Raw genomic sequence first — 22828 nt, 5'->3', positions numbered from 1 at the left:
ATTTTTACCTCTCTGTCCCTCCCCCTGAAGTCACCTTTTCAATACGTAAATTATCTAAAATAAACGTACCTGCTCCGGTATCCCCGTTTAAATTCGTTCCATCACTGAAAATCCCAACATAAGTTTGACCGTTCTCAGAACCTGTCACAGTAAACTCTGCTGTTTTTGTATCAGTAGATGCAGTAAGAGTGTTATTCACACTCAATCCCTTTGCACTCGCAATGTCTCGAACATCAATTTCTTGATCCCCTGAAATAAAGCGGAATGCATTTGCTGTCGTTTGATAGTCAAATGATACTTTATAAGTTACGCCAGGTTCGAAACGATAATTTTGAGGAATAGTACGGTACAGCAAACCTTTGTTTCCAGTGTTCACTTTAACGGACCAATTCCCACCTAATACATCATCGACTAATTTTTTGCCTGCCCATCCTTTTTGCGTATATGGAGCATGCAATTCAGACAAATGAATTCTGTTGTCTTCTACCCCTTCTGTGTTACCAATAACGAATGGGTAAATTCCTTGTACTACCGTTTCAAAATCTTGTTTAAATTCCGTCGGTGAGACATGATTTTTTAAGGACTTTTGAACGATCCGAATATCATCAAATTTTGTGTTTCCTTTTCCAGAATCACGGCTGAGAGTTAATTTAGCTTTATTCGTTACAGCTGTAAAGCTCACTTGCATGATTTGCATTTTGCTATTGTATCCATCATTTGAGGCATGTGAATCTGCCTTAACATAGTTCTTTTGCAGGCTTCGAAGTGTGTAATTGTTAACGTCTTCTTTCCCACCTGTTACTGTAATTCCGGCCTTTACATCACTATTGTTTTCAACATATACCTCTGCTACATATTCTTTACCTGGTTCCAAACCAGTAAGAACACGGGAAACAGTTGTATCTTTCGATGGACTATCAATATTCAAGTAGTAATCTCCACTACTTACATTACGGTTGCTTCCAGTTTGATTTGTTCTGACGGCGCTTACAGCTTTGTTATCCCCCTCAATAGTTGTATATGCACTTACTTTTCCTGTATTAAATCCCGCGTCATATATATGAGCACCCTTGCTCCAATCATAATCAAGAATTTCCAAACCTTTATCTCTTTTTGGTACAACAACATAAGGTGTTGCCGCACTAGCTGTCAAAGTTACCTTATTATTTACGACCTTGACTTCTTTCATATCTGCTCTACCACGATCTGTCAGTTTGTATACATATACACTAGATGCATCTTTATATTCATCTGGAAGTGTCCAAGTAGTTGTACCACCTTCCAAATTCCAATGATATAGTTTTTCAGAATTAGAAGTTGGATTTTTAAAGTCTTGTTTCACCCAAGGAATTAAATAAGTGTGTCCATCAAGTACAACGTTTCCATTCAGTGTAATCACACGTTCCCTAGAATTGTCTTTTCTAGTTACATCGACAACATCCCCATTACTTGGGTCTTTCAATTTTATTTCCTTTTCTAAGTTTGTCTTGCTTTTATCCCCTTCTACAGCTGTCCAATTCGTTACATAATATTTTTGTAAGAATTTAGTAGGTAGATTCGTATCAAATGTCATGCGAATAAAATTATCAAAATTCTTATCAGATTGCCACCCTTCGAAACCAGCTAATTCAAATCCACCAAGCAATGGATGATCAGCGGTTCCTCCTACTTCAGGCCAATTCAACACCCAAGAATCTCTTTGGTGATTGCTAATAAAGCGTAGTACTTCTGAGTTGATACCTTTGCTTTCCGGTCCACCGTAGTTTTTATCGGTAGCCCAGTGTTGCCACGTTGAATAATTGGCCATAGAACCACCAAATTCCGTTGTTAGTCTCCAGCCCCTATCTTTAAATTGATCTGCTATTCTATTTGATTCCCATTGATTTTGATACCATACATCTAAATAAATAAAGTCAAGATCTGAAACAGCAGCTTTCAATTCATCTAGTCTTTTCGCACGCGCTCCAGTATACAAATCTTTTAATTTATTAATTGTATAAGATTGATCTAGCCATCCCCATCCTAAAGAATTTGGACGATCAATAAAATCATTGTTGAAAGCTTTCGCTTCAGGATAAACTTCCTGCGCATTGATATGGACACCAAATTGGGTATTATACTTATGCCCCTCTTTAATAAGCGTATCCAAATCTTTCACGCCACCCATACGCTCACCTACATTACCGTAATCCGGATGACCACTGTCATGTCCTTCGTTTGCATATCCTTTTAATAAAACAGCTTGCCCCAATTCATCTGTAGCAAGAGCAACCTTTTTAATATTATCTGCTGTTTTTAAGAATGGTTGTTGTGCTTGTGATCCGAAATTCATTGCAATACGCATTCCAACATTATTGTTTACATCTTGGTACCCTTTAATGTCTTGCATAATATCACGGTATACAATCGCCGCATCCTGCCAATCTGTCTTATTATCAGTATTCAAATCTTTAGCTATAGCTATTTTAATAGTTGGTTTATTTTTTTGTGGTTCTGGCATAATATCTCTTTGGTAATAGAGTGCACTAGAACCTATTCCCATTGCTTTTGCGCCATTTTTATTTACATATCGATTCGCAACTAAGTTTTTATAACCATCCACTTCTGAACTGGACCATACACCTGCACTCAATTCGTCAGTTGACAAAAATGCTGTATAATTTTTAGTAGATGTACCTATTTCCCCCATAGAAGAATCTACGCTTACATCCACATCACCTGATTTCCTAACGTCAGTACTAATATTCGTTAATTTAGCTTTCGCACCTTTTTGTTCCGAATTTACTGAGATAACGTTCATATCAGCAAACTCAACTGTTTCAATTTTTGCACTACCATTATTTTCAATTTCATCGAAACTATAAATAACTTTATTATCATTCACTTTCAAAGATACCTTAAATGCAGCATCAAGGTTTTTCATTTCATCCACAACTTTTAATGTATATAGCACTTCACTATCGCTTAACTTTTCAAAGCTTACTTTAGGATAGTATAAGGAACCATTTACTTTCAATCCGTACACAGGTGATTCTTGCCCATTCATTAATTTATCGCCAACTTTGTATTTCACAACCCGTGGGAACACTTGATCAATTGTAACATCCATATATTTTGACTTTAATACATCTTCTACTGGTGGAGTATCTGGAGGTTTTGGCGCACTGTATTCTTTGATTTTGATATTAGAAATCGTAATATCAGCAGCACCTCGGCTTTTTTCAAACCCTAGTCCCCCCGCTTGATCTACACCACCAGTTAAAGTCCAAGAGTCTACCTTTTTATCATCAATGTATAACGTCGCAACATCGTCCATAAATACTAAACGTAAATGATATGTTTGTTTTGCTTTTAACGGCACGTTTGAAGTCATCGACGTCCAATTGTTTATAGGTCCAAATGTTTCACCAAAATACTGATCGTTCGTATCCCCTGTTCCTACATATGTGTATGCAGATGCATTTTGAACACGATAAATGAATCCAAAGCGATTCATCTTATCAGTATTAGTAGTAACATCCGCTTCAAAAACACCATTTTTAATTCCTTTCATTTGGTTGTAGACAATTCGATTTTTTTGGGTAGATGTAACACCAAAAGTTGCTGAACCATCTTCATTATAGGTAACTTTTCCGTCGCCAGAGATAATTTTTAAGTCGCCTTCTTCTAGTTTATTATCCGTAATGTCGACAAGTTTTTCATCTCCTGGATTCGTGCCCCCATCCTCAGGTGCATCTCCTAATTCAATGTGGACTTGACTTTTTTTATCTCCAAAAGCACCAAGTTTAACTGCTTCCTTACCTGTAAGGAGGTTCTTTACATCATTAGGCAACGTAACCGGTCCAAATAAATCTTTTCCATCTAATGTAATATTCATAGTGGTTCCGTTATAATCGATTTTTATGGAATGTGAGGTCCCAGCCTCTGGAAGTGAAACATTTGGTCTCGTTTTTAACCAATCACCTTTTCCTTGATATTTGTATTCATAGAACCATCCAAGTGAGTCGTAGCCTACAAAAACGAAGTTATTATTGTCAATATAATGAGGATAGAAACCAAATCTAGTATCTTCTCCCTTGGTTTCTGGAGTAAAGGTATACGCCATCGTTCCTGCTTCTTTAGCGACTTTATTTTGCTCTTGAAAAATTGCAGCTTTAGCCCCGTTATCATTTCCAGCACCTGCTCCAAGCCTTGCATAGGACTTCCCATTTTGTTCTATTAATGCATTAATTTCGTTTCCTCCAGATGAAATTGTGAACCATGGATTAGACACATTTGCTCCTACATGTAATGGCACCATCATGCTAACTAAAAATGTCGGTACAATTAGCACAAGTGCAAGAAGGGTATTAAAAGCTCTCTTGAAATGCTTACTCTCCAATTCTTCTCCCCCTTTGAAATTTAAGTTTTAGTTAAAAACAATACCTGCACATTCATTTTTAAAAATATACCAAAACCTGAAAGGTACCGCTTTCACTTATGTTTAGAATAGTTTTTTTCAAGCGCCCACTCAATAAAGATATTGTTTCTTTTTTTAGTTATATTGTCTTTTAAAAAAACTTACAAAATAAGGATATTATCACCTTTTCAAGGGTGTTTTTATTAAATTTCATACGATAATTAAAAATCTTTGGTTTATTCACATGTAAAGGTTGCTCTCCCTTTTTTAGTCATGATCACAACTCACTTAACTGTTCTGCGCTTTCATCCTAGCATTTGTGGCCATACTGGACGCAACTAAAAAATGAGCAGACGAATGTCTACTCATTTTTCTTCATTCCATTTAAACATGGAAGAAAAGATATTGTACTAACTTTGCAGCTCAGCTGTTACTTTCACTTTAGCAAACCATGAATTAGCCGTCTCTTTCAACACGAGATTCAATTCTTCAATATTCCTTTTACCAATATCTTTTAACCAATGACGACCTGCTTGTTCACCGCCTATAGCAAACGGCATGACACCGTCTTTCCAAGTTGCCCGACCACATAATACTCCATTAAAGGTAGAACCGGATTCTTTAGCAAATTTTAATGTTTCTTGAAATAATTTTGCGCTTACTCCTGCACTAAGGAAAATAAATGGAAGCTTCGTTGCTTCACTTTGTTCTTTGAAATAAGAAGCTGCTTTTTCTTTACTGTAAACAAATTCACCTTCTGTATATCCTTCCACATAGTTCATATCTACTGGAACTTCTACTTTTAATACATCTACTTTATATTGCGGCTTTGAGAACTCCTTCATGGACTCAATCACTTTATAAGGTTTTATTTTTGCGTATGCTTTATTTTTCACATTATCACTTTCAGCATCATAAGTAACAATCTCTAAGAAAAATGGTATGTCTTCAGCTGCACATTCAGATCCGATACGTTCCATATAAACATGTTTATAGTTATTAATTTTTTCATCTTCATCGATATCATAGTAGAGTAAGAATTTAATTGCATCGGCACCTGCATCCTTTAATCGTTTCACTGACCATTCTGGTAATAAATCTGGTAGCCGTCCTACTTCTGACGCATCGTATCCAGTTTTTTCATACGCTACGATTAAGCCTGATTCTTTATCTCGGACTTTAGCCGCTGGCAAACCGTATTCCGGGTCCAAAAGAATCGCTGTTGTAAATGGTGTTAATTCCTCAGAAACTACTTCTTTAAAACGGGTAATGCCCTCATCTCCAACTTGACTCACACCGCCAGACGCAATCATTTTTTTCAATGATCCACGCTGGTCAATAGCCAATGCACCAATTATTCCATTTTCTGCAGATAAACGTTTTAGAGCTTCCAATTTATTTTTGGTTAGTTCTAACATCAACATTCTCCTCTATCAATCTATTTGTTCAACTTTAACGAGATCAAAATATTGTTTAAACTTATTCACATTAATATAACCAGTTTCAGCTTCCATCGTATTTAACATTCCTGTAGTCATCGCCGTTTTAAGAACAGTCTCGACCGTTTGATGTTGATATAGTGCCACAGCTAATCCTGCAACTGTTGCATCACCAGCCCCTACAGGATTGACCACTTCTATTTTTGGGACCATAACTCTATAATAGTCCTTGCTATGTTTAACAAATGCACCTTCACTACCCATCGATACGATAATCCACTCAATTCCAGTAAATAATTCATTGTTTAATGCTTGCTTTAGTTCTATGATTCCCGCCTCCATGTCAATGCCCAACAGCTGTGATAATTCCGCTTTATTCGGTTTGATGGCGAATGGTTTTTCTTTATGAAGCATCGCTTGTTTCAAAGATTCCCCTGACGAATCCATAATTACTGGAATTCCATTTTCATGACAGATTTCTAACATTTGATAATAGTAGTTAGTCGGTAATCCTTTCGGTAAACTGCCCGAAATTGTCACAAGTGAAGCTGTTGTAAGTAAAAATTCAAATTTATCTAAAAATTCAACCCCTTCTTCTTTAGATAATGTTGGCCCCGATTCTAAAATCTCTGTTTGCATCCCTTCATGAAGAATGGCGATACAATTTCTTGATTCTTTTTTGATTTTCAAAAAGTCATTTGGAATATTGACTTTATTTAATTCTTGACTAATGTATTCCCCAATCGTACCACCAAGCACACCTGTCGCTAGGACAACTTCTTCCATTTGAGTAATTACTCGCGCAACATTCAAGCCTTTTCCACCAGCAGTTTTATGAACGGCTTCCACACGGTTAACAGCATCTAACTTTAATTCATGAATCGGATAGGAAATGTCGACCGATGGATTCATGGTGACAGATAGTATCATTGGTAATCCCTCTTTCAGAAATTTGTTTAAGCTTGAAAACGGCATACACCGTCAAGATAGGTAGCAGTTACATCCATCTCCGGTGTCATCACAATAAAGTCAGCATCATATCCCTCAGCAATCTTCCCGCATTCGCCATCAAGCTGCATACTTTTAGCTGGTGCCGTGCTCGCCATGTAAATTGCTTCCTCAGGTGTGGCAATTCCCCAATCGACGACATTTTTGACAGCATCTTTTAATTGCAAAATGCTCCCTGCTAAACTTCCGTTTTTCAAACGAGCCATCCCATCTTTTACTTTCACAGGAAATTCTCCCAGCTGATACATTCCTTCAGGCATACCTCCAGCCATCATACAATCAGACACCATAACAACCTTTTCTCTACCGCGGATATTCATTAAAATATTTGAGGCAACGGGATGTACATGATGTCCATCACATATGATTTCGGCAAAAACATCTTTTAGATTCATGGCCGCTCCGACCATCCCCGGCTCACGATGATGCAATGGACTCATTCCATTGAAAGTATGAATAAAAATGGAAGCTCCTTTTTCAACCGCTTGCTTTGCTTCTTCATAAGTTGCGTCACTGTGAGCCAACGCCACTGCAATCCCTTCTCCTACAGCATATTCAATACATTCCGCCGCCCCTTTCCTTTCAGGTGCAATCGCAATTTTTTTAATAGCATTATTTGATAATTCCTGCCAAACTTTCAACATTTCAACTGATGGGTCACAAAAATATTTCGTGTTCTGTGCTCCTTTATGCTTTTCAGTAAAAAATGGTCCTTCTAAAAAGATACCTTTAATTTTTGCACCTTGTACTCTCTTGTAATTGGCACCAATCATTTCAACGACGTTATTTAACGATTCCTTTGAGGATGTTAAAGTTGTCGGTAAAAAAGATGTAACGCCGCATGACAGGAGTCCTATCGAAATTTGGTTCAATCCTTCAAAACTATTGTCCATAATGTCGTGATTTCTAAATCCATGAATATGTGTATCTACTAGGCCAGGAGCGATCCAATGTCCTCTATACTCAATAATTTTTGCCGTTTCCTTCGGCCTATCCTCTAAGAAAACACCGAATTTTCCGTCTTTTACTTCTAAAAATCCAGGCCCTATGACCATCTCTTCAAGAAAAAACTTATCTGCAAAAATAAAAATAGTCATGTATATTTCCCCAATCCTAGTTACTCATATTCGTAGATAGTAACACCTTTAACGACTCGGTTCACTGTTCCTGTCGGTGAAGGGGTATCCGGTGTATTGCCTACTTTTACTGAAGCTAACAGAGAGACTGTTTGCCCGATGATGACAAAAGGTAACGCTAAGTAAGCATCTGGTATAGACTGAGCCTCTCTGCTGAATACAAACCTATTGCCAGTATAATTAGTTTCTCCATCAACCTCGATGGCACAAATATAACTGGCAATGTTGTCCTGCTGCATTTCTTTTAACATATCTAAATCATATTGACGTGTATACGGATGGTTAGAAACAAACACAAAAACCAATGATTTTTCGTTTAGAAATGATTTTGGACCGTGTCGGAAGCCAAGCGGTGAATCAAATGCGGTTACAATTTTCCCAGCTGTCAGTTCTAATATTTTTAATTGCGATTCTTTTGCTAAACCTTCTAAACTACCAGAACCTAAGTAAATAATTCGGTCAAAATCAAAATCTACTATCTTTTGGATAATGTCTTCTCTTTGAATGACACTTTCACCCATTTGATGGATTTTTTTCACTATCTTCGATTTTTCTTCTGTTGATATAGAATCAAAAACGAGTAATGCCGTTAACGCCATGCAAGTATAACTCCCTGTCATTGCAAATCCTTGATCATTTGATTTTTCAGGCATCAATAGCAATAAATTTTTTTCATTATTCACGGCCCGTTTGGCTAATTTACCGTTTTTCGCACAAGTAATCGTCATTTGATACAAATCCGTTACTATTTGCTCAGCTAATTGTACAGCAGCAACACTTTCCGGACTGTTTCCGCTTCTAGCAAATGAAACGAGTAAAGTCGGAAAATCCTTTTTGAAAAATTGGTAAGGATTTGAAACTAACGTAGTTGTCGGAATGCTTAGTACTTCCCACTGTTGTTCATCGACTTTTTCTATTAAATAAGGAGTGACTGTATCACCGACATAGGCAGACGTTCCAGCGCCTGTAAAAATAACTCGAACCCGGTTGTGTTTCGTTACAATTTTTTGCAAAAACTCTTCAATTCCCTCGCTTTTCTTCATATACAGAGCAAAGGTTTCAGCCCATAAATCAGGCTGCCGTCTTATTTCCGCTGTTGTTATCGATGCACCTAACGAAACTAATTTGTCTTGACTTAATGTAAACATATTCGTCCACTCCTCTACCTATTTGCCATCATTCTCTCCATAAAAGAAGACCGGCGCCGCCTCATTACATACCTTCAAATACTCGTAAGCCTGCACCAGTAACTCCATTATTTTGCGCCAATGTACTGATACTCATCTGCTCCAAAAGATGTTGTTGCTCAGGAAGCTGATACATTTTCAGCTTCGCTTTAATCAACTCCAGTAGAAATGGATTTTTCACAATGACACTGCCACCAAAAACCATTTTGTGTGGATCTAATAAGGAGGAAATCGTATAAATACCTTGAGCTACATAATCAGTTACCTCATTGATGATGGACTGATATTCTGGTACCCCATTTATATAACGATCAAAAACATCCTTTGTTGAAATCGTATCTACCTGTAAATCCCTTTCTGCTATTCTCTGAATCCCTGGCCCAGCAGCAATTTTTTCTAATCGTTCATTGCCCCCTCTCGTGAGGACAGGAATCAAACCCAGTTCTCCAGCAAATCCTGCCCCCCTAAAAAATGAGCCTTTATGAATGATAGAACAAGATATTCCCGTACTTATAGTCACGTAGACAAAGGTTTCATCCTCTTTTACATGTGCTGCTCTCCATTCGGCATAAGCAGCCATATAGACATCATTGTCAATCGTGACCCGCTGAATACCAAATTGCTCTTGCAAACGGACTGAAATAGGAAACTGCCTCCAAGGTAAATTGTTTTGAAAAACGGCAATTCCCTTCTCGAAATCCACTTTTCCTGGTATCCCAACGCCAATACCCTCAATATCAGCGTTGGAAATCGATGATTTTCTGAGAACTTGTTCCACAGCTTCTACAACTCTACCAAACATTTTTTCCTGGTCTGAAGGATCACTTTTTATTTCCGAACGTTCAAGCAGTTCGCCTGTATCCGAAATGACTCCCGCTGCAATCTTCGTTCCCCCAATATCAATGCCGACTGCCTTTTTCATTTGTCCGCACCCCTAGGTTTATATTTGAAGTATTTAGTAATTTTCTATAATTGTTATCGTTGAACATATATGTGCGATTCCTTGATCGATTCACTTGTCCTGGTTGATTTATACGTATTTCCGATTGTAGTCATAAAGTAGCCCTAAGAGACCAGCTAATCCAATCAACATCATACCTAATTCGAATTTACCAGCTGTCTTTTGGTAGATGATAATTAAAGACAGGCATACGATAAACACAACAATTTTAATAATGAATAAAATATTAGTCTTCATTCGAAAAATCCTCCCATCTGATTTCACTAGGTGCCAATGTCACTTCTTTTCTGTTTCCTTGTCCATCGTATACAACTGTCTTTTGTTCGATCATTGAATTGTTAACAATCGCCATTTTTTGAATGGATGGATATGCATGGACTTCACAATAAATGTTGCTCGCATGATATTTTTGAAATTCCCCTTCTTTATTGGCAGCATAGTATAACGCGCGCATCAGTAGACGTGTATTTTCTTCGCTATATGGCAGCCCTGCTATATACACAGCTCTACCTTCTCCAAACGGATGACTAGAAAGATGGACTTCGCCATTTGAATATTCAATTATTTCGGTTTTATCTGATAACGCATAAATATTTTTCATTCCTTCACCAAAATCAAATTTGGTGCTGTCAGCAGAAATAAAATGATTTTCGACAGGATTAATAAAATATTTATCTGTGGATAAGCTAAATCCTAATTCTTTGTCAACACCTAAGACGTTCGCCAATTGAAAATAATGTCCTTCATGCTGATAGGCTGTCGGTTCGCCAATACCTATGAAACCTCCGCCGTTATACATCCAGGCCCTGATTGTAGTGACTAACTTTTCATTAATCCAATTAGCCCCTCCTGAAAAAGCCGTGCCTACATCGCCGGCATTAATGATAACGTCAATATCCTCAGGTATCCCCTCGTTAATGACATCATCAAAACTAATGAACGAAACTCCCACAGCAGCCCCACTCAAGGATTCCAACACACCTAGATAAGAATAAATTTGTTTATACCATAGAGCATGAGCAACCATATGTGTTTGCCAAGTTCTCAACTTGCCCCAAGAATTCAAAATTGCAACTTTAAGACCGCTGTATGGTTGAACACCTTTAATCGTGTCATGAATTTCACGAAATTCCTCAGTAACTTTTTCAATGTAGGCGATAAATTCCGGGAATTGATAAGCTAAACTTAAATAACCGCCATAGCCGATACGATCAACGGGATTCCGTAGTAACGCTCTGCGTGCCGTTAACCAGTTTTCATTCGCTTCAATCGTCGGGTTGTTACCTTCGTAAAACGTGTCTGGGAAGAAATAAGGTAAGAAACGCCCTTCTGTGTAACGAACATGTGGTATATCTGCAATCATACGTAGTGTGGCTCCGCCGCCCACACTGCCTACAACTGCGTCCAATCCGATATTTTCAAAGTATTTCCCATATGGTTCTGTACCAATCCAGTTATCACCAAGGAACATCATTGCTTCTTTTTCACTTTCATGGACAATATCCACAAGTTTCTTTGCTTCTTCAGCAACGAACTTGTGAACAAAATCTATATAATCTAAAAATGCGGTAGTTGGAATTCGAAACGAAGTATTATAATAACCTTGATCAACAATGTCCTCTGGTCTTAATCGATAACCCTTTTCTTTTTGAAAAGCATCCAAAGCAGCAACTGAAACACTAGCACCATATCCGAACCAATCGACAAATTTCTCTTTGCCAAGGTTATTGAATACAAGGGTAAAATGATAGAAAAACGTTGTAAACCTGACCACATCTGTATCTGGATTTTCTGTCAGCCATTGTTTTAAATAGTTTTTCATAAATTCATTGGAATGTGGCTGCCTAACATCAAAAGGAATATCATGTGGCTTATCGCCCCAATTATTAGTAATATGATTGTACATTTGTGTTGGATCCCAAATCGCATAAACTAGGAATGAAACGTATATTCATGCCAAGGAATCGCATTCGTAATCAAGACACGGTTTTGCTCTTCATTTACTTCCCAATCATTCACATCAACAACTTCTCCTGTTGTCCGGTCAATAACCTCCCAGTATTTTTTAGGACTGTGAACGTAATCCGGCTTTAATTGTTCCTCAAAATAACCTTTCATAAACTCAATTTCAAGGGTGTCAGTAAGGGCAGTATTGAATAAGCTCATTAAATAAAGTTGCTGGCATTCATCCATGTGCTTCTCTGCAAACTCATTGTGCGCTCGAGCAACAAAATAGGTCGTATAAATTTTCGCATCCAATTGTTTAATATCATCGTCTAGTTTCGTCCCATCGCTATCACGAATCGCATCCGCGCCCCATCGTTCTATCAATTCTTTTGTTTCCTTAAGAAAATTTTCTTCACTCGGTAAAGTAACACGGCCTTTTTTCTTTTTCATGTAAATCCTCCTCTAATCCTTTAAACCACCAAGGGACATTCCTTGTGTTAATTTTTTTTGAACAATGATGTATAAAATCAAAGTTGGCAGCATGACAAGAACCATACCTGCATACATTTGACCATAGTTCGCAGCAGATTTCTGAGCTGCCATCAAGTTCATTAACCCAACAGGTAACGTTTTATTCGGTCCTGGGATTAATGTTAAGGCAATAATGTATTCGTTCCAAAAGGCAAGAAAATTAAATAAAATGACGGCAATAATACTTGGACGAGCTATCGGAATCATGACTGAAATCATTGTTTTAAAATATCCGGCACCATCGACCAACGCCGCTTCCTCATACGTGGATGGAAGTGATTGAAAAAAACTAGTCAGCAAGTAAATGGTAAATGGTAACGCCGTCGCCGCATATACCACAGCTAAAATAAATAAATTGTCTAGTAGAAATCCATCACCTAGTTGGCCTCGCAAAAAGGTATCTCCGTCCAATAACATTAAGAAAATTGGAACAACAATGTAGTTCACATTGATGAATAATCCAGCTTTAAAAAAAGTATTTATTAATTTACTTCCTCTAAAGGTATATCTTGCCAACACATAGGCTGCTGGTAAGGCCACAATCAATAAAATAAGCAGAGCCAACGCAGTTACCATGACTGAATTCAACATGTAGGTACCCATATTTGCTTTTTGGAAAGCATCGATAAAGTTTTGAAAATACAAGCTTTTCGGCATGGCCCAAGGACTTCCGTAAAATTCTGAATTTTTCTTTATTGAGGCTAAGAAAACCCATGCAACAGGAATAACAATAGAAATTGCTAACGTAATCAGTGCTACATATATAAAACAGCGATATATTGCTTCTGTAGTCATTCCTTTTTTTGTCCTCACTGTTTTTGGGGCTTGATAAGCTGTTTCTACAATCATTTCTTTTTTGGTTTCCACCGTTTGTGGATCTCGATAAGCTGTATCTGTAGTCATTCTTTTTTGTGTTTCCATCGTTTTTGGCCCTCCTTAATACTCCAACACTTCTCTTTTAGTGACACCGCTGATAATTGCAGATAATGCGAATGAGAATAGGAAAATGACCACCCCAATAGCCATACCGTAACCGTAAGAAGAATTCGTGTAAGCCTGCTTATACATGTAGCTTAAAAACACCTCCGTCGATCCATCAGGTCCGCCACCAGTCATCGCTTGAACAAGTAGAAAACTTAAATTAATCGTACTAATAACGAAGAAAGTTAACGTCGTCCGCATGTTATTCCAAATTAAAGGTAAAGTAATACTGAAAAATTGTCTGACCCGTCCAGCACCTTCCAAAGCAGACGCTTCATAAAAACTTTCCGGAATACTTGCCATTGCCGCCATATACATGACCATATAGTAACCAATCGCTTGCCAAATAAGTGCCCCGCCAATGCTGTAAATAGCAATTTTTTGATTGCCGAGCCACATCTTTTGAAGGTTTTCAAGGTTAAATAAAGCAAGTAAATTATTTAACAACCCTGTAGTTGGATCATAAACTGCAGAAAATATTCCCGCGATAACTACAACGGATAAAATATTAGGGATATAAAAAATAATTCGAAAAAAGCCTTTACCTTTTATTTTTTCTCTCGTTAACAAAGTGGCAAACAAGATCGCCAGCACCATAGTAATAACTGTAACGATAACAATCAATACGATACTGTTTTGAAGGGATCGAAAGAAGTTCATATCACTCCATAAAATCTTGAAGTTATCAAGCCCAACAAATACCTTATTATTAGAAAATCCTCCCCACTTATATAAGGACATCCTGAATACCTCAATCGTAGGAACAATCATAAAAATGGCTAACAGGATTAGTGCGGGTGCAGTACAAACAAAAATAAATATTCTTTTTTCTGTTGTCTTATTCATGCCATCACCTCAGTTAATAAGCACAATGGTGAGACTAACAATTCACCATTGTACGTAGTGAAAACTAAAAAACTATTTTATTTTAATGCAGACCGTAATTGGTCACTCGTTTTTTCAACAGATTTTTGCCAATCTTCCACTTTTTTATCACCAGACATAACACTGTCTATCGTTCTGAATAATGTATCTGCCATGCTAACACCTTCAACGGCTTTCGTTGCGGCAAATCCACCTGTCCCCACTTTCACTCCATTATCATAGATACCATAGAATAATTTATTACTACCTGTCAGTTTACTAGAAATGCCTTTGATAGGCTGTATTGCACTGGATTCCGCAAGTTTTTCAACGGCTTTATCCGAATAAACAAACGTCAAGAAATCTTTAGCAGCTTGTTTATTTTTAGCTGCAGAAGGAATCCACATTTGTTCAAAATAAGTAAATGCATAACGGTCACTGTTAGCATCAAAGCTTGGTAAAGTCATCATGCTCCATTCAAAACCTTTCGATCGAGGTGCTTCTCCCATTTCACCAACAACCCATGTACCATTTGGCATGAACAACGCCTTATTATCGAGAATCAATTGTTGATTTTTCTTATAGTCTTTGTCATTGGCATTCGCAACAGTTGTTGGCTCAGTGTATTTTGCTAATTTTCCGAAAATTTCAAAAATTTTTGTTGCTTCAGGAGTTTCCCAAATACCATTTTCATATTTCATAGCTTTATTGTAAAACTCCGGTCCCCCCATCCCTAAAAGTAAAGTATAGAAAAATGTATCAAAATAACCAGTAGTAGGATAAGTAAATAATGAGATCCCTTCTGCTTTCGCTTTATCTCCCAAAACCCACATTTCGTCCCAAGTTTTTGGTACTTCCCAACCTTTTTCCTTTAATAAACTAGCATTGTAAAATAGTCCAGTTGGACTATAGAACATCGGCGCCATGTAAGTTTTGTCATCTTTATAAGGATTAGTAGCCAATGTACCAGTAAGCCCCGGTATCAACTTATCTTTCACTTTAACCTCTTCACCATAAACATTCCTATCTAAAACATCTGTAATGTCTTCTAAAGCTTTATCTTTAATCAATGTTTCTGTAAGCGCCTGTTTTCTCCCAGTTGCCAACAACACAACATCCGGATAGTTTCCCGCTTTCATATTCGAGCCTATGACATCCTCGAGATTTTTGTCCACCGTCAACTTAACATCAACTTTTGGATTAGCAACTTCATATGCTTCAATCACTTTGGTCCACATCTCTTTACCATAAGCCGATTCAAGTGCTGCCACATGAAGGACTTGTTTTTTACTAGAATTATCAACTTTTGTAGTATTACTCTGACATGCTATTAAACTAAGAGATAACAAAGCTGTCATTCCAGACAACAATAACTTTTTTTTCATCTTTATCTTACCCCCATCTCCTAATCTGCCTTTCATAATTAAAGAATACAAAATAGATAACGCTTTCACAATAAACATCTTGTTCTGTTTTTTAGATATCTTGCTTTTTACTGCATATCCCACTAAAATCTTTATAACATAGATAAAAAATCTATGAAGGAGGGATTCATTTGTCCAATGAAGTATATGAGATTCCACAAATTCAACGAAACCATCTTCCAGTAAAACTTCTTTATATAACAAAATCAAAATACGATAAAGATTGGCATAGTACCATTCATGCGCATCACTTTACAGAGCTATTATATATTAACTTTTATCTTTTACAAAGAAGAAATCCCAGTCCAAGAGCACAACTTGATTATCATCAATCCAAATATCGAGCACACAGAAAAGTCTGATACGAATCATCCACTCGAATACATCGCACTTGGTATTCAAGGTTTGTCCTTTTCATCCATAGAAAATCCTAGTCAAGTAACTATTCACAACTATAAACAGGATCAAAAGAACTTCCTCTTTTACCTTCAGCAATTGATCGAGGAAGTGGAAAATCATCAAGAAGATTACGATTTAATTATACAAAACATTCTGGAAATATTACTACTTAAGATGATGAGAAAAAAATCTTTCAATGTAGAGAAAACATCTACTCAAAAAATCAATAAAGATATTGAATTTATTAAAAACTATATTAAGCAACATTTTCACGAAAATATCAGCCTGGATACATTAGCAAGAATCAGTCATATTAATAAATATTATTTATCTCATTCCTTCAGGAAATTCGTCGGTGTTTCGCCTATTGAATACTTAATTCAAACTCGTATTAGAGAAAGCAAAATATTATTAGAAACTACCAACTATTCGATTTCTAATATTTCAACCATTACCGGTTTTTCTTCCCAATCATTCTTTGCACAATCATTTAAACGAGAAACGAATCTATCGCCTTCACAATACAGAAACGCTATCAATTCTAGCAAAAACAAACCAGATTCTAGCGCGAAATTTTAAAGATAATCGCAATGAATCTATACTTCTTTACTATATTGATACTATTATTTTAGAAAGGAGAGTGTTCCTATGATTCAACAATTAAAAACATACTATGGTGAAGATATCAAAATCAATGCAGCTGTGTTATCTGAAGATTATAGCTGGTTTTTAGTTGAAGGAATCAAAGTCGGGATTCGAAAAATCCGATTACATCAAAGGGAGCAGCAATTGCTTTCATCCATCTTAACGCCCATTCATACTGATACATTTTATAAAACAGAAAAAGAAAAATCATGGTATGAAGCATTATACAAAAATAATAACATTTCTATACTATCAGTTCGTTTTTTACACTTTTTCACAACACAACCCATAATAGAGAGAGAAGAATTTCAAGATGCTTTACAGTCCATGTTTTCTTTTACTACTACAATGATATGGGAAACTTCGCAAGCTGGTGTCCTCATATTAGAAGAAAATGTACCTGAGTCTATATTGCGAGCAGCCCTTGATACACTAGAAACAGATTTTTTTATATCCCTATCCTTCTTTATTGGCAGACGCTATACGCAAACAACTGAATTTGCTTATCTGTATGAATGGGAGCGAAAATTATTTTCTGTTCTTTCTCCCTATTTATCCAAAAAAATTACACACATTGAACAACTGCTCCCTTATCAATTAATGATCTCATTATCAAAAGAAGAAAGAAAAAAGTACACGAATCAATTATTGGCACACATTTCGAATGACAAAGAACTTATAGATAGCGTTAAAGTATTCTTCCAATGTAACTTAAATGTATCTCTTGCAGCGAAACAATTATATTTACATCGTAATACTTTGCAGTATCGAATTGATAAATTCATTGAAAAAACAGGAATTAATATAAAAACTTTTGAAGGTGCAGTAGCAGTTTATATGGCGTTTCTTTCTTTAGATATCTCGTGAAGCTCTCATGAAAGACGATAAAATATTCATTTTCTCATACCATCATTGTTTTATGACTTGGAAACTCTTTTTACATATTTTTCTACGAAAAAGTAATACTTTCATCCCATATCTATAGATGAAAGTACATCCTACAGGTGCTTTCTCATTTCTTAAATCTGTAAACTTGTATAAAACCCTCTCATTCTTTTGTGCACAATGCCGATTTACTTACGGTTATAAAAATCTTATAATTCAATCAATTGCGAAAAGGAGTGAATATTTATGACCGAACTAGTATTAGATCATATTTTTAAAGTTTATGATAATAAAACTACTGCTGTTTCTGACTTTAATTTACATATTGAAGATAAAGAGTTTATCGTATTTGTCGGTCCTTCTGGATGCGGAAAATCAACAACTCTACGTATGATTGCAGGTCTAGAAGACATTTCTGATGGTTCGTTTTATATTGATGGAGAGCGTATGAATGATGTCGCTCCAAAAGATCGCAACATTGCGATGGTATTTCAAAATTACGCACTATACCCGCATATGACTGTTTATGATAATATCGCGTTTGGCTTAAAACTACGCAAACTTCCAAAAGATGAAATTAATCGCCGAGTAACGGAGGCAGCGAAAATCTTAGGGCTTGAAGATTACTTACAACGAAAACCGAAGGCATTATCAGGTGGGCAACGCCAACGGGTTGCCCTAGGAAGAGCTATCGTCCGTGACGCAAAAGTATTTTTAATGGACGAGCCTCTATCGAATTTAGACGCAAAATTACGCGTCAGTATGCGTTCAGAAATCTCCAAACTGCATCGTCGTTTAAATACGACCACTATATATGTAACACATGATCAAACAGAAGCTATGACAATGGCATCACGCCTTGTTGTTATGAAAGATGGGCTCATCCAGCAAGTTGGTACTCCAAAAGAAGTATATGATACTCCTGAAAACATATTTGTTGGTGGATTCATTGGTTCTCCAGCTATGAATTTCTTTACCGGGACATTACAAGAGAACTATTTCTATATAGAAAATATTCGCTTCAAAGTACCAGATGGCCAACTAAAAACATTAAAGCAAAAAGGATATAATGGGCAGAAAATCATACTCGGCATTCGTCCTGAAGACATTCATGATGAACCAATTGTTCTTCAATCTTCGCCTGAATCAACAGTCGAAATTACAGTAGAAGTTGCTGAATTATTAGGTGCTGAAACGATGATTCATGGAAAACTTTCGAATCAAAACTTTATTGCGCGAATTAATGCTCGTTCCGAGATTAAAGCTAACGATACACTTCTATTAGCTTTTAGTTTAGCGAAAGCACACTTTTTCGATATCGCTACCGAACAACGTATTCGTAATATTTAATGGATGCATAGCTTCTATTTCAAAAAAATAGATATAGTTGTGTCAACCCTTTCGTAAAAAAGAATTAAATACTAGATTCCCCTGTATATGCGACAGAACCATACGAAAAACATCTCATATTCATATGAGATGTTTTTCGTATTTGCTATTCTTTTAATAAATCTATTAATCCATTCCCTTCAGATGTACGTTCATACCCTAAAGGTACAGTTCTTTTAATAAGTTGTGCATATATTTCTGGCTCTGATAACTTTCTACCATATTCTCTCTCGCACTGCTTAATGAGCAATGCCAGCGCTCCAGCGACATGCGGTGTCGCCATAGAAGTTCCACTTAATACCGCATATTTCCCTTCAGGATACGTAGATAATATTTCATCACCTGGCGCCACTAAATCAATTTCTTGATTCGAATTACTAAAACATGCGATTTTCCGTTCTAAATTGATAGCGCCGACTTCAATTACTTCGGAATAAGCACCTGGGAAATCTAGTTCCTCTGTATTATCATTACAATCTCCATTATTCCCAGCAGCACATACGACGAGAACATCTTGCTTTACTGCATTTTGAATCGCTTCATGTAATTCTGGAACGTCCTGCGGGCCACCAAGTGACATTGAAATAACTCTAACTCTTTCTTTATTAGGCCCTCTCCAATTTACAGCATAATGAATCGCCTCAATAATTTGCTCATAACTTCCAGAACCATCTCCCGCTAAAACCTTTAACACTAACATTTTAGCAAGTGGTGCGACTCCTAAAACACCGACACCATTTTCAGTCGCTGCAATTGTCCCCGCTACATGAGTACCGTGTCCGTTATTATCAAGATAAATATTTGGATCCCCTTCGTAATCTTTCGTGAAATTTCTTCCACCGATAATGCGATCCTTTAAATCTATATGATTCACATCACAACCTGTATCTAATACGGCAACAACAATATCATTTCCTTTCGCACTCTTCTCCCATACTTGTGGAGCATGAATGAGTTGTACACCTGGTGGAATTTCATTTACTTGTTCAACCACCTTATCTACTGTAAAAGGAATCAATTGTATACCTTTTTGTTTATTCGCTGTACTACTATTCATCGTAATCCCTCCTGAAAATATATTATTTTCATTTCAGACCACTTTTGAAAAGGTTTAAATGTAACATTCGTTTTATTCGTTTCGTTTTCCTTCCTTAAAAATATTTCTCAATATAGCTTACTAATTCTATACTACTCTTTTTATTTATCTCGTAATTTTTATTCACCAAAAATTCGATTGGTACAACCAATAACCAAAATAAAAGGACCAATTTAATGGTCCTTTTATAGTTTTTAAAGAATGATATGAAATTTTAAAAATAAAATAAATTAAGACTAAGCCTCACTCTTATTTAAAAACTTCTCTATTTCTTTTATTAAATGTTTCGCTCCATCTATACTAACAGTAATGTTTCCATTTGCTAATGATATGTTTTGATTTGAAACATCACCTGTTATTTGACAAGCATTGTAAGGTTGATATTTTTGTAAAATGACTTTATCTTCTTCTACGAAAATTTCAAGTGGTGATTTGATTTGTATTCCTAATACTTCTCGTAACTCTTTAGGAATAACAATTCGTCCTAATTCGTCTACTTTTCGAATAATTCCTGTTGCTTTCATATTAATCCCCCCTTACTTTCTATTAATTTTTCCACCTCGCTCTTTCCATTTTATCACTTTTTGGTAATACTTGTATCTTTTTAGAAAATTTTGTACTCAAGTTAAAAATACACATTTAACTAATACGTAATCTCTCTTTCAATTGTTTTAAATAACGAGATCGTATCAATAAGAAATATACAACTTGAATTCCTACGAAAACACTTAATACAATCGCATTTTCTTTAAATAATGAGTACTCAAACATCTGTCCCAATGCAGTTAACGCTACTGCCCCGTGTAATGTTGCAACACCTATTGGAACGAAGAATAATAGTGCTAATCGAATTGTAACTACTTTCGATAATTCTCCGCTCGTTAAACCTACTTTTCTAATCATTTCAAACAAACGAGTATCATCCTCTAAATCAGAAAACAAACGGAAGTAAAGGAAGCTTCCTGCACATACGAAAAATACTATACCAATAAAGAAACCTACAAATAAAATTGGTCCTGCTATTTGTAAACTTTGGTTTTGTTCGTACTCTTCCGCACTAAACGTTGCATGTTCTTCATAAGCCTTCATTTGATGAGTAAGCTCTTTACCAACCTCTATTTCATCTTTCGTTCCTTCTGTTTTGTACACATAATCTTTTTCCTCTTTAAATCCATCTTGTAATGCATCATATTGATTTTTAGAGATTACATAAACGTTACCTCTTAGTATTTTACTTAATGAAGAAGTATTAACTTTTTTCACTTTTAAAGATTCATTCAAATGTGGTAAAGTAATTTCTTTTCTTTCTTTCATCGGTGGGCCTGGTATATCGACTGATAAAAATAAAGCTTCTTTATTTGCTACAGTTTGAAATGGTTCTCCTGTTAACTTCGCATATTCCTTATAATCTGATTCTTTTATGAAAATAGCACTTCTTAACGACTGCTCCTCCGCCCTTTTCGTTGAAATAGTAGCTTTAGAAGCTGTTATACTATGTTTCTTTAATCCTTCATCAATCATCTTCAAATGCTGTGATTCATTACTATTTCCTTGCTTAGAATGATACTGAAACGCAATTGGTCTCTCCATAATCCCTTTCGTCATGGACGTGAAACCTACTAATGTACCTATTGCTGAAAATGCTACAGTTGAAATAATAGTTACAATAAAGAACATTCTGGCGTTGTCTCTCATACGGTAAGCTAAATCTGATAACGTAACAATATTTGTCTGTGTCCAATAGAAACGTTTACTTTTTTTACATAGTCTAATAATAAAGACACTCAACTGCTTGTACAGCAAATACGTACCAATAATGACTACCGTTGTAACAGGAATCATCATGACAAATACCATTGCACCGTGTGACATAAGTGCTCCCGCATATCCCGCACTAAGCAATATGACTGCTAATACAGAAGAAATAATGGAAGCTTTCGGTTCCGGCTTCGCTTCTGCTGATCCTCTAAACAATTTCATAATTTTATTTTTCCGAATCATTCCCGCACTAAACAATGAAATGATCATAAATAATACGAAAAACATAATACTCGTTACAACAATGGCTTTCATTGGTATGTAATAAGCTAAGGAAATATCTAATTTTAATATCATCGGAGCTACAAATATTAACATTCCGGAAAATAGCATTCCTGCAAGTATTCCAAAAATAATGGCCCCTATCCCAATCATAATATTTTCAAAGAAGATAAGACGCTTTAATTGATATTTCGTCATACCTAACATCATTAAAATTCCTAATTCACGCTTTCTCGTTTTTAAAAACATTCCCATCGAATATAAAATAAAGAAAAACGTAAATAAGTAAATAATGGACTGTGCAAAAGACATACTTACGAATACGTATCGTCCCAATTCTCCAGCACTTAATGCGGGATGAAACGCAAAAAATGAATAAACAAAAAAGGCCATAATGGCAAATGCACTACTTAAAAAATATGCTGAGTATGTTCGTCTATTTCGCGTTACATTTCGATATGCGAGTTCTCTAATGTTCATATTCCTTCTCCGCCCTT

General features: G+C 36.2%; 15 protein-coding genes and 2 pseudogenes. 3 read left to right on the top strand and 14 right to left on the bottom strand.

What is annotated here, in order from left to right; all coding sequences use genetic code 11:
* Positions 1-4: 4 nt before the first annotated feature.
* The 11 genes and pseudogenes from GFJ36_RS09245 to GFJ36_RS09200 form a co-directional block, all read right to left on the bottom strand.
* Entirely contained in the window at positions 5-4381 is a 4377-nt protein-coding gene (locus GFJ36_RS09245) for an endo-alpha-N-acetylgalactosaminidase family protein (RefSeq protein WP_157349531.1), read from the bottom strand.
* Positions 4382-4809: 428 nt separating this feature from the next.
* Positions 4810-5817 (bottom strand): tagatose-bisphosphate aldolase, encoded by a 1008-nt coding sequence (lacD, locus tag GFJ36_RS09240; RefSeq protein ID WP_098088384.1) that lies wholly within the window; start codon positions 5815-5817, stop codon positions 4810-4812.
* Positions 5818-5832: 15 nt separating this feature from the next.
* Positions 5833-6768 carry a tagatose-6-phosphate kinase gene (gene lacC, locus GFJ36_RS09235; protein ID WP_098146037.1) on the bottom strand — a complete coding sequence of 312 codons (936 nt, stop codon included), beginning with the start codon at positions 6766-6768 and terminating at the stop codon, positions 5833-5835.
* Positions 6769-6794: 26 nt separating this feature from the next.
* Positions 6795-7943 carry an N-acetylglucosamine-6-phosphate deacetylase gene (gene nagA / locus GFJ36_RS09230; protein WP_137035344.1) on the bottom strand — a complete coding sequence of 383 codons (1149 nt, stop codon included), beginning with the start codon at positions 7941-7943 and terminating at the stop codon, positions 6795-6797.
* Between the two features lie 20 nt (positions 7944-7963).
* Positions 7964-9130, bottom strand: a complete 1167-nt coding sequence (locus GFJ36_RS09225; RefSeq protein WP_098088390.1) for an SIS domain-containing protein — start codon at positions 9128-9130, stop codon at positions 7964-7966.
* 64 nt (positions 9131-9194) lie between these two features.
* Positions 9195-10091, bottom strand: a complete 897-nt coding sequence (locus tag GFJ36_RS09220; RefSeq protein ID WP_098146041.1) for an ROK family protein — start codon at positions 10089-10091, stop codon at positions 9195-9197.
* A 108-nt stretch (positions 10092-10199) separates the two neighbouring features.
* On the bottom strand, positions 10200-10367 hold the full coding sequence (locus tag GFJ36_RS29055; protein WP_170956859.1) for a DUF6903 family protein: 168 nt from the start codon (positions 10365-10367) through the stop codon (positions 10200-10202).
* Positions 10357-12527, bottom strand: a pseudogene (gnpA, locus tag GFJ36_RS09215) (1,3-beta-galactosyl-N-acetylhexosamine phosphorylase). The gene GFJ36_RS29055 and the pseudogene gnpA overlap by 11 nt, the downstream one beginning before the upstream one ends.
* Positions 12528-12539: 12 nt before the next feature.
* Entirely contained in the window at positions 12540-13529 is a 990-nt protein-coding gene (locus GFJ36_RS09210; protein ID WP_097889417.1) for a carbohydrate ABC transporter permease, read from the bottom strand.
* A gap of 15 nt (positions 13530-13544) precedes the next feature.
* Positions 13545-14435 (bottom strand): carbohydrate ABC transporter permease, encoded by an 891-nt coding sequence (locus tag GFJ36_RS09205; RefSeq protein WP_097889416.1) that lies wholly within the window; start codon positions 14433-14435, stop codon positions 13545-13547.
* Between the two features lie 77 nt (positions 14436-14512).
* A complete protein-coding gene (locus GFJ36_RS09200) occupies positions 14513-15838 on the bottom strand; it encodes a carbohydrate ABC transporter substrate-binding protein (RefSeq protein ID WP_242015951.1) in 1326 nt (441 codons plus the stop codon).
* A gap of 170 nt (positions 15839-16008) precedes the next feature.
* On the opposite strand from GFJ36_RS09200, the pseudogene GFJ36_RS09195 reads away from it, so the two are divergent.
* The 3 genes and pseudogenes from GFJ36_RS09195 to GFJ36_RS09185 all read left to right on the top strand — a co-directional run bounded on the left by GFJ36_RS09195 (position 16009) and on the right by GFJ36_RS09185 (position 19156).
* Positions 16009-16855 (top strand): annotated as a pseudogene (locus tag GFJ36_RS09195) (helix-turn-helix transcriptional regulator).
* Between the two features lie 69 nt (positions 16856-16924).
* The gene (locus GFJ36_RS09190) at positions 16925-17788 is read left to right on the top strand and encodes a PucR family transcriptional regulator (protein WP_087982830.1); all 864 of its coding nucleotides are present in this window, start codon (positions 16925-16927) and stop codon (positions 17786-17788) included.
* A gap of 264 nt (positions 17789-18052) precedes the next feature.
* Complete coding sequence (locus tag GFJ36_RS09185; RefSeq protein ID WP_087982832.1) at positions 18053-19156, top strand: ABC transporter ATP-binding protein; 1104 nt, start codon at positions 18053-18055, stop codon at positions 19154-19156.
* A 145-nt stretch (positions 19157-19301) separates the two neighbouring features.
* Here GFJ36_RS09185 and GFJ36_RS09180 read toward each other — a convergent pair whose 3' ends face one another.
* The 3 genes from GFJ36_RS09180 to GFJ36_RS09170 form a co-directional block, all read right to left on the bottom strand.
* A complete protein-coding gene (locus GFJ36_RS09180) occupies positions 19302-20252 on the bottom strand; it encodes a serine protease (protein ID WP_098146049.1) in 951 nt (316 codons plus the stop codon).
* 275 nt (positions 20253-20527) lie between these two features.
* Positions 20528-20815: an AbrB/MazE/SpoVT family DNA-binding domain-containing protein gene (locus GFJ36_RS09175; protein ID WP_048543174.1), complete on the bottom strand. Its 288-nt coding sequence runs from the start codon at positions 20813-20815 to the stop codon at positions 20528-20530.
* A 115-nt stretch (positions 20816-20930) separates the two neighbouring features.
* Positions 20931-22811 carry an ABC transporter permease gene (locus GFJ36_RS09170; RefSeq protein WP_087982837.1) on the bottom strand — a complete coding sequence of 627 codons (1881 nt, stop codon included), beginning with the start codon at positions 22809-22811 and terminating at the stop codon, positions 20931-20933.
* Positions 22812-22828 lie beyond the last annotated feature (17 nt).

The organism is Bacillus sp. EE-W1, from assembly GCF_009760835.1.
Classification (GTDB): domain Bacteria; phylum Bacillota; class Bacilli; order Bacillales; family Bacillaceae_G; genus Bacillus_A; species Bacillus_A wiedmannii.
This window is presented reverse-complemented; position numbering and strand designations above follow the sequence as displayed.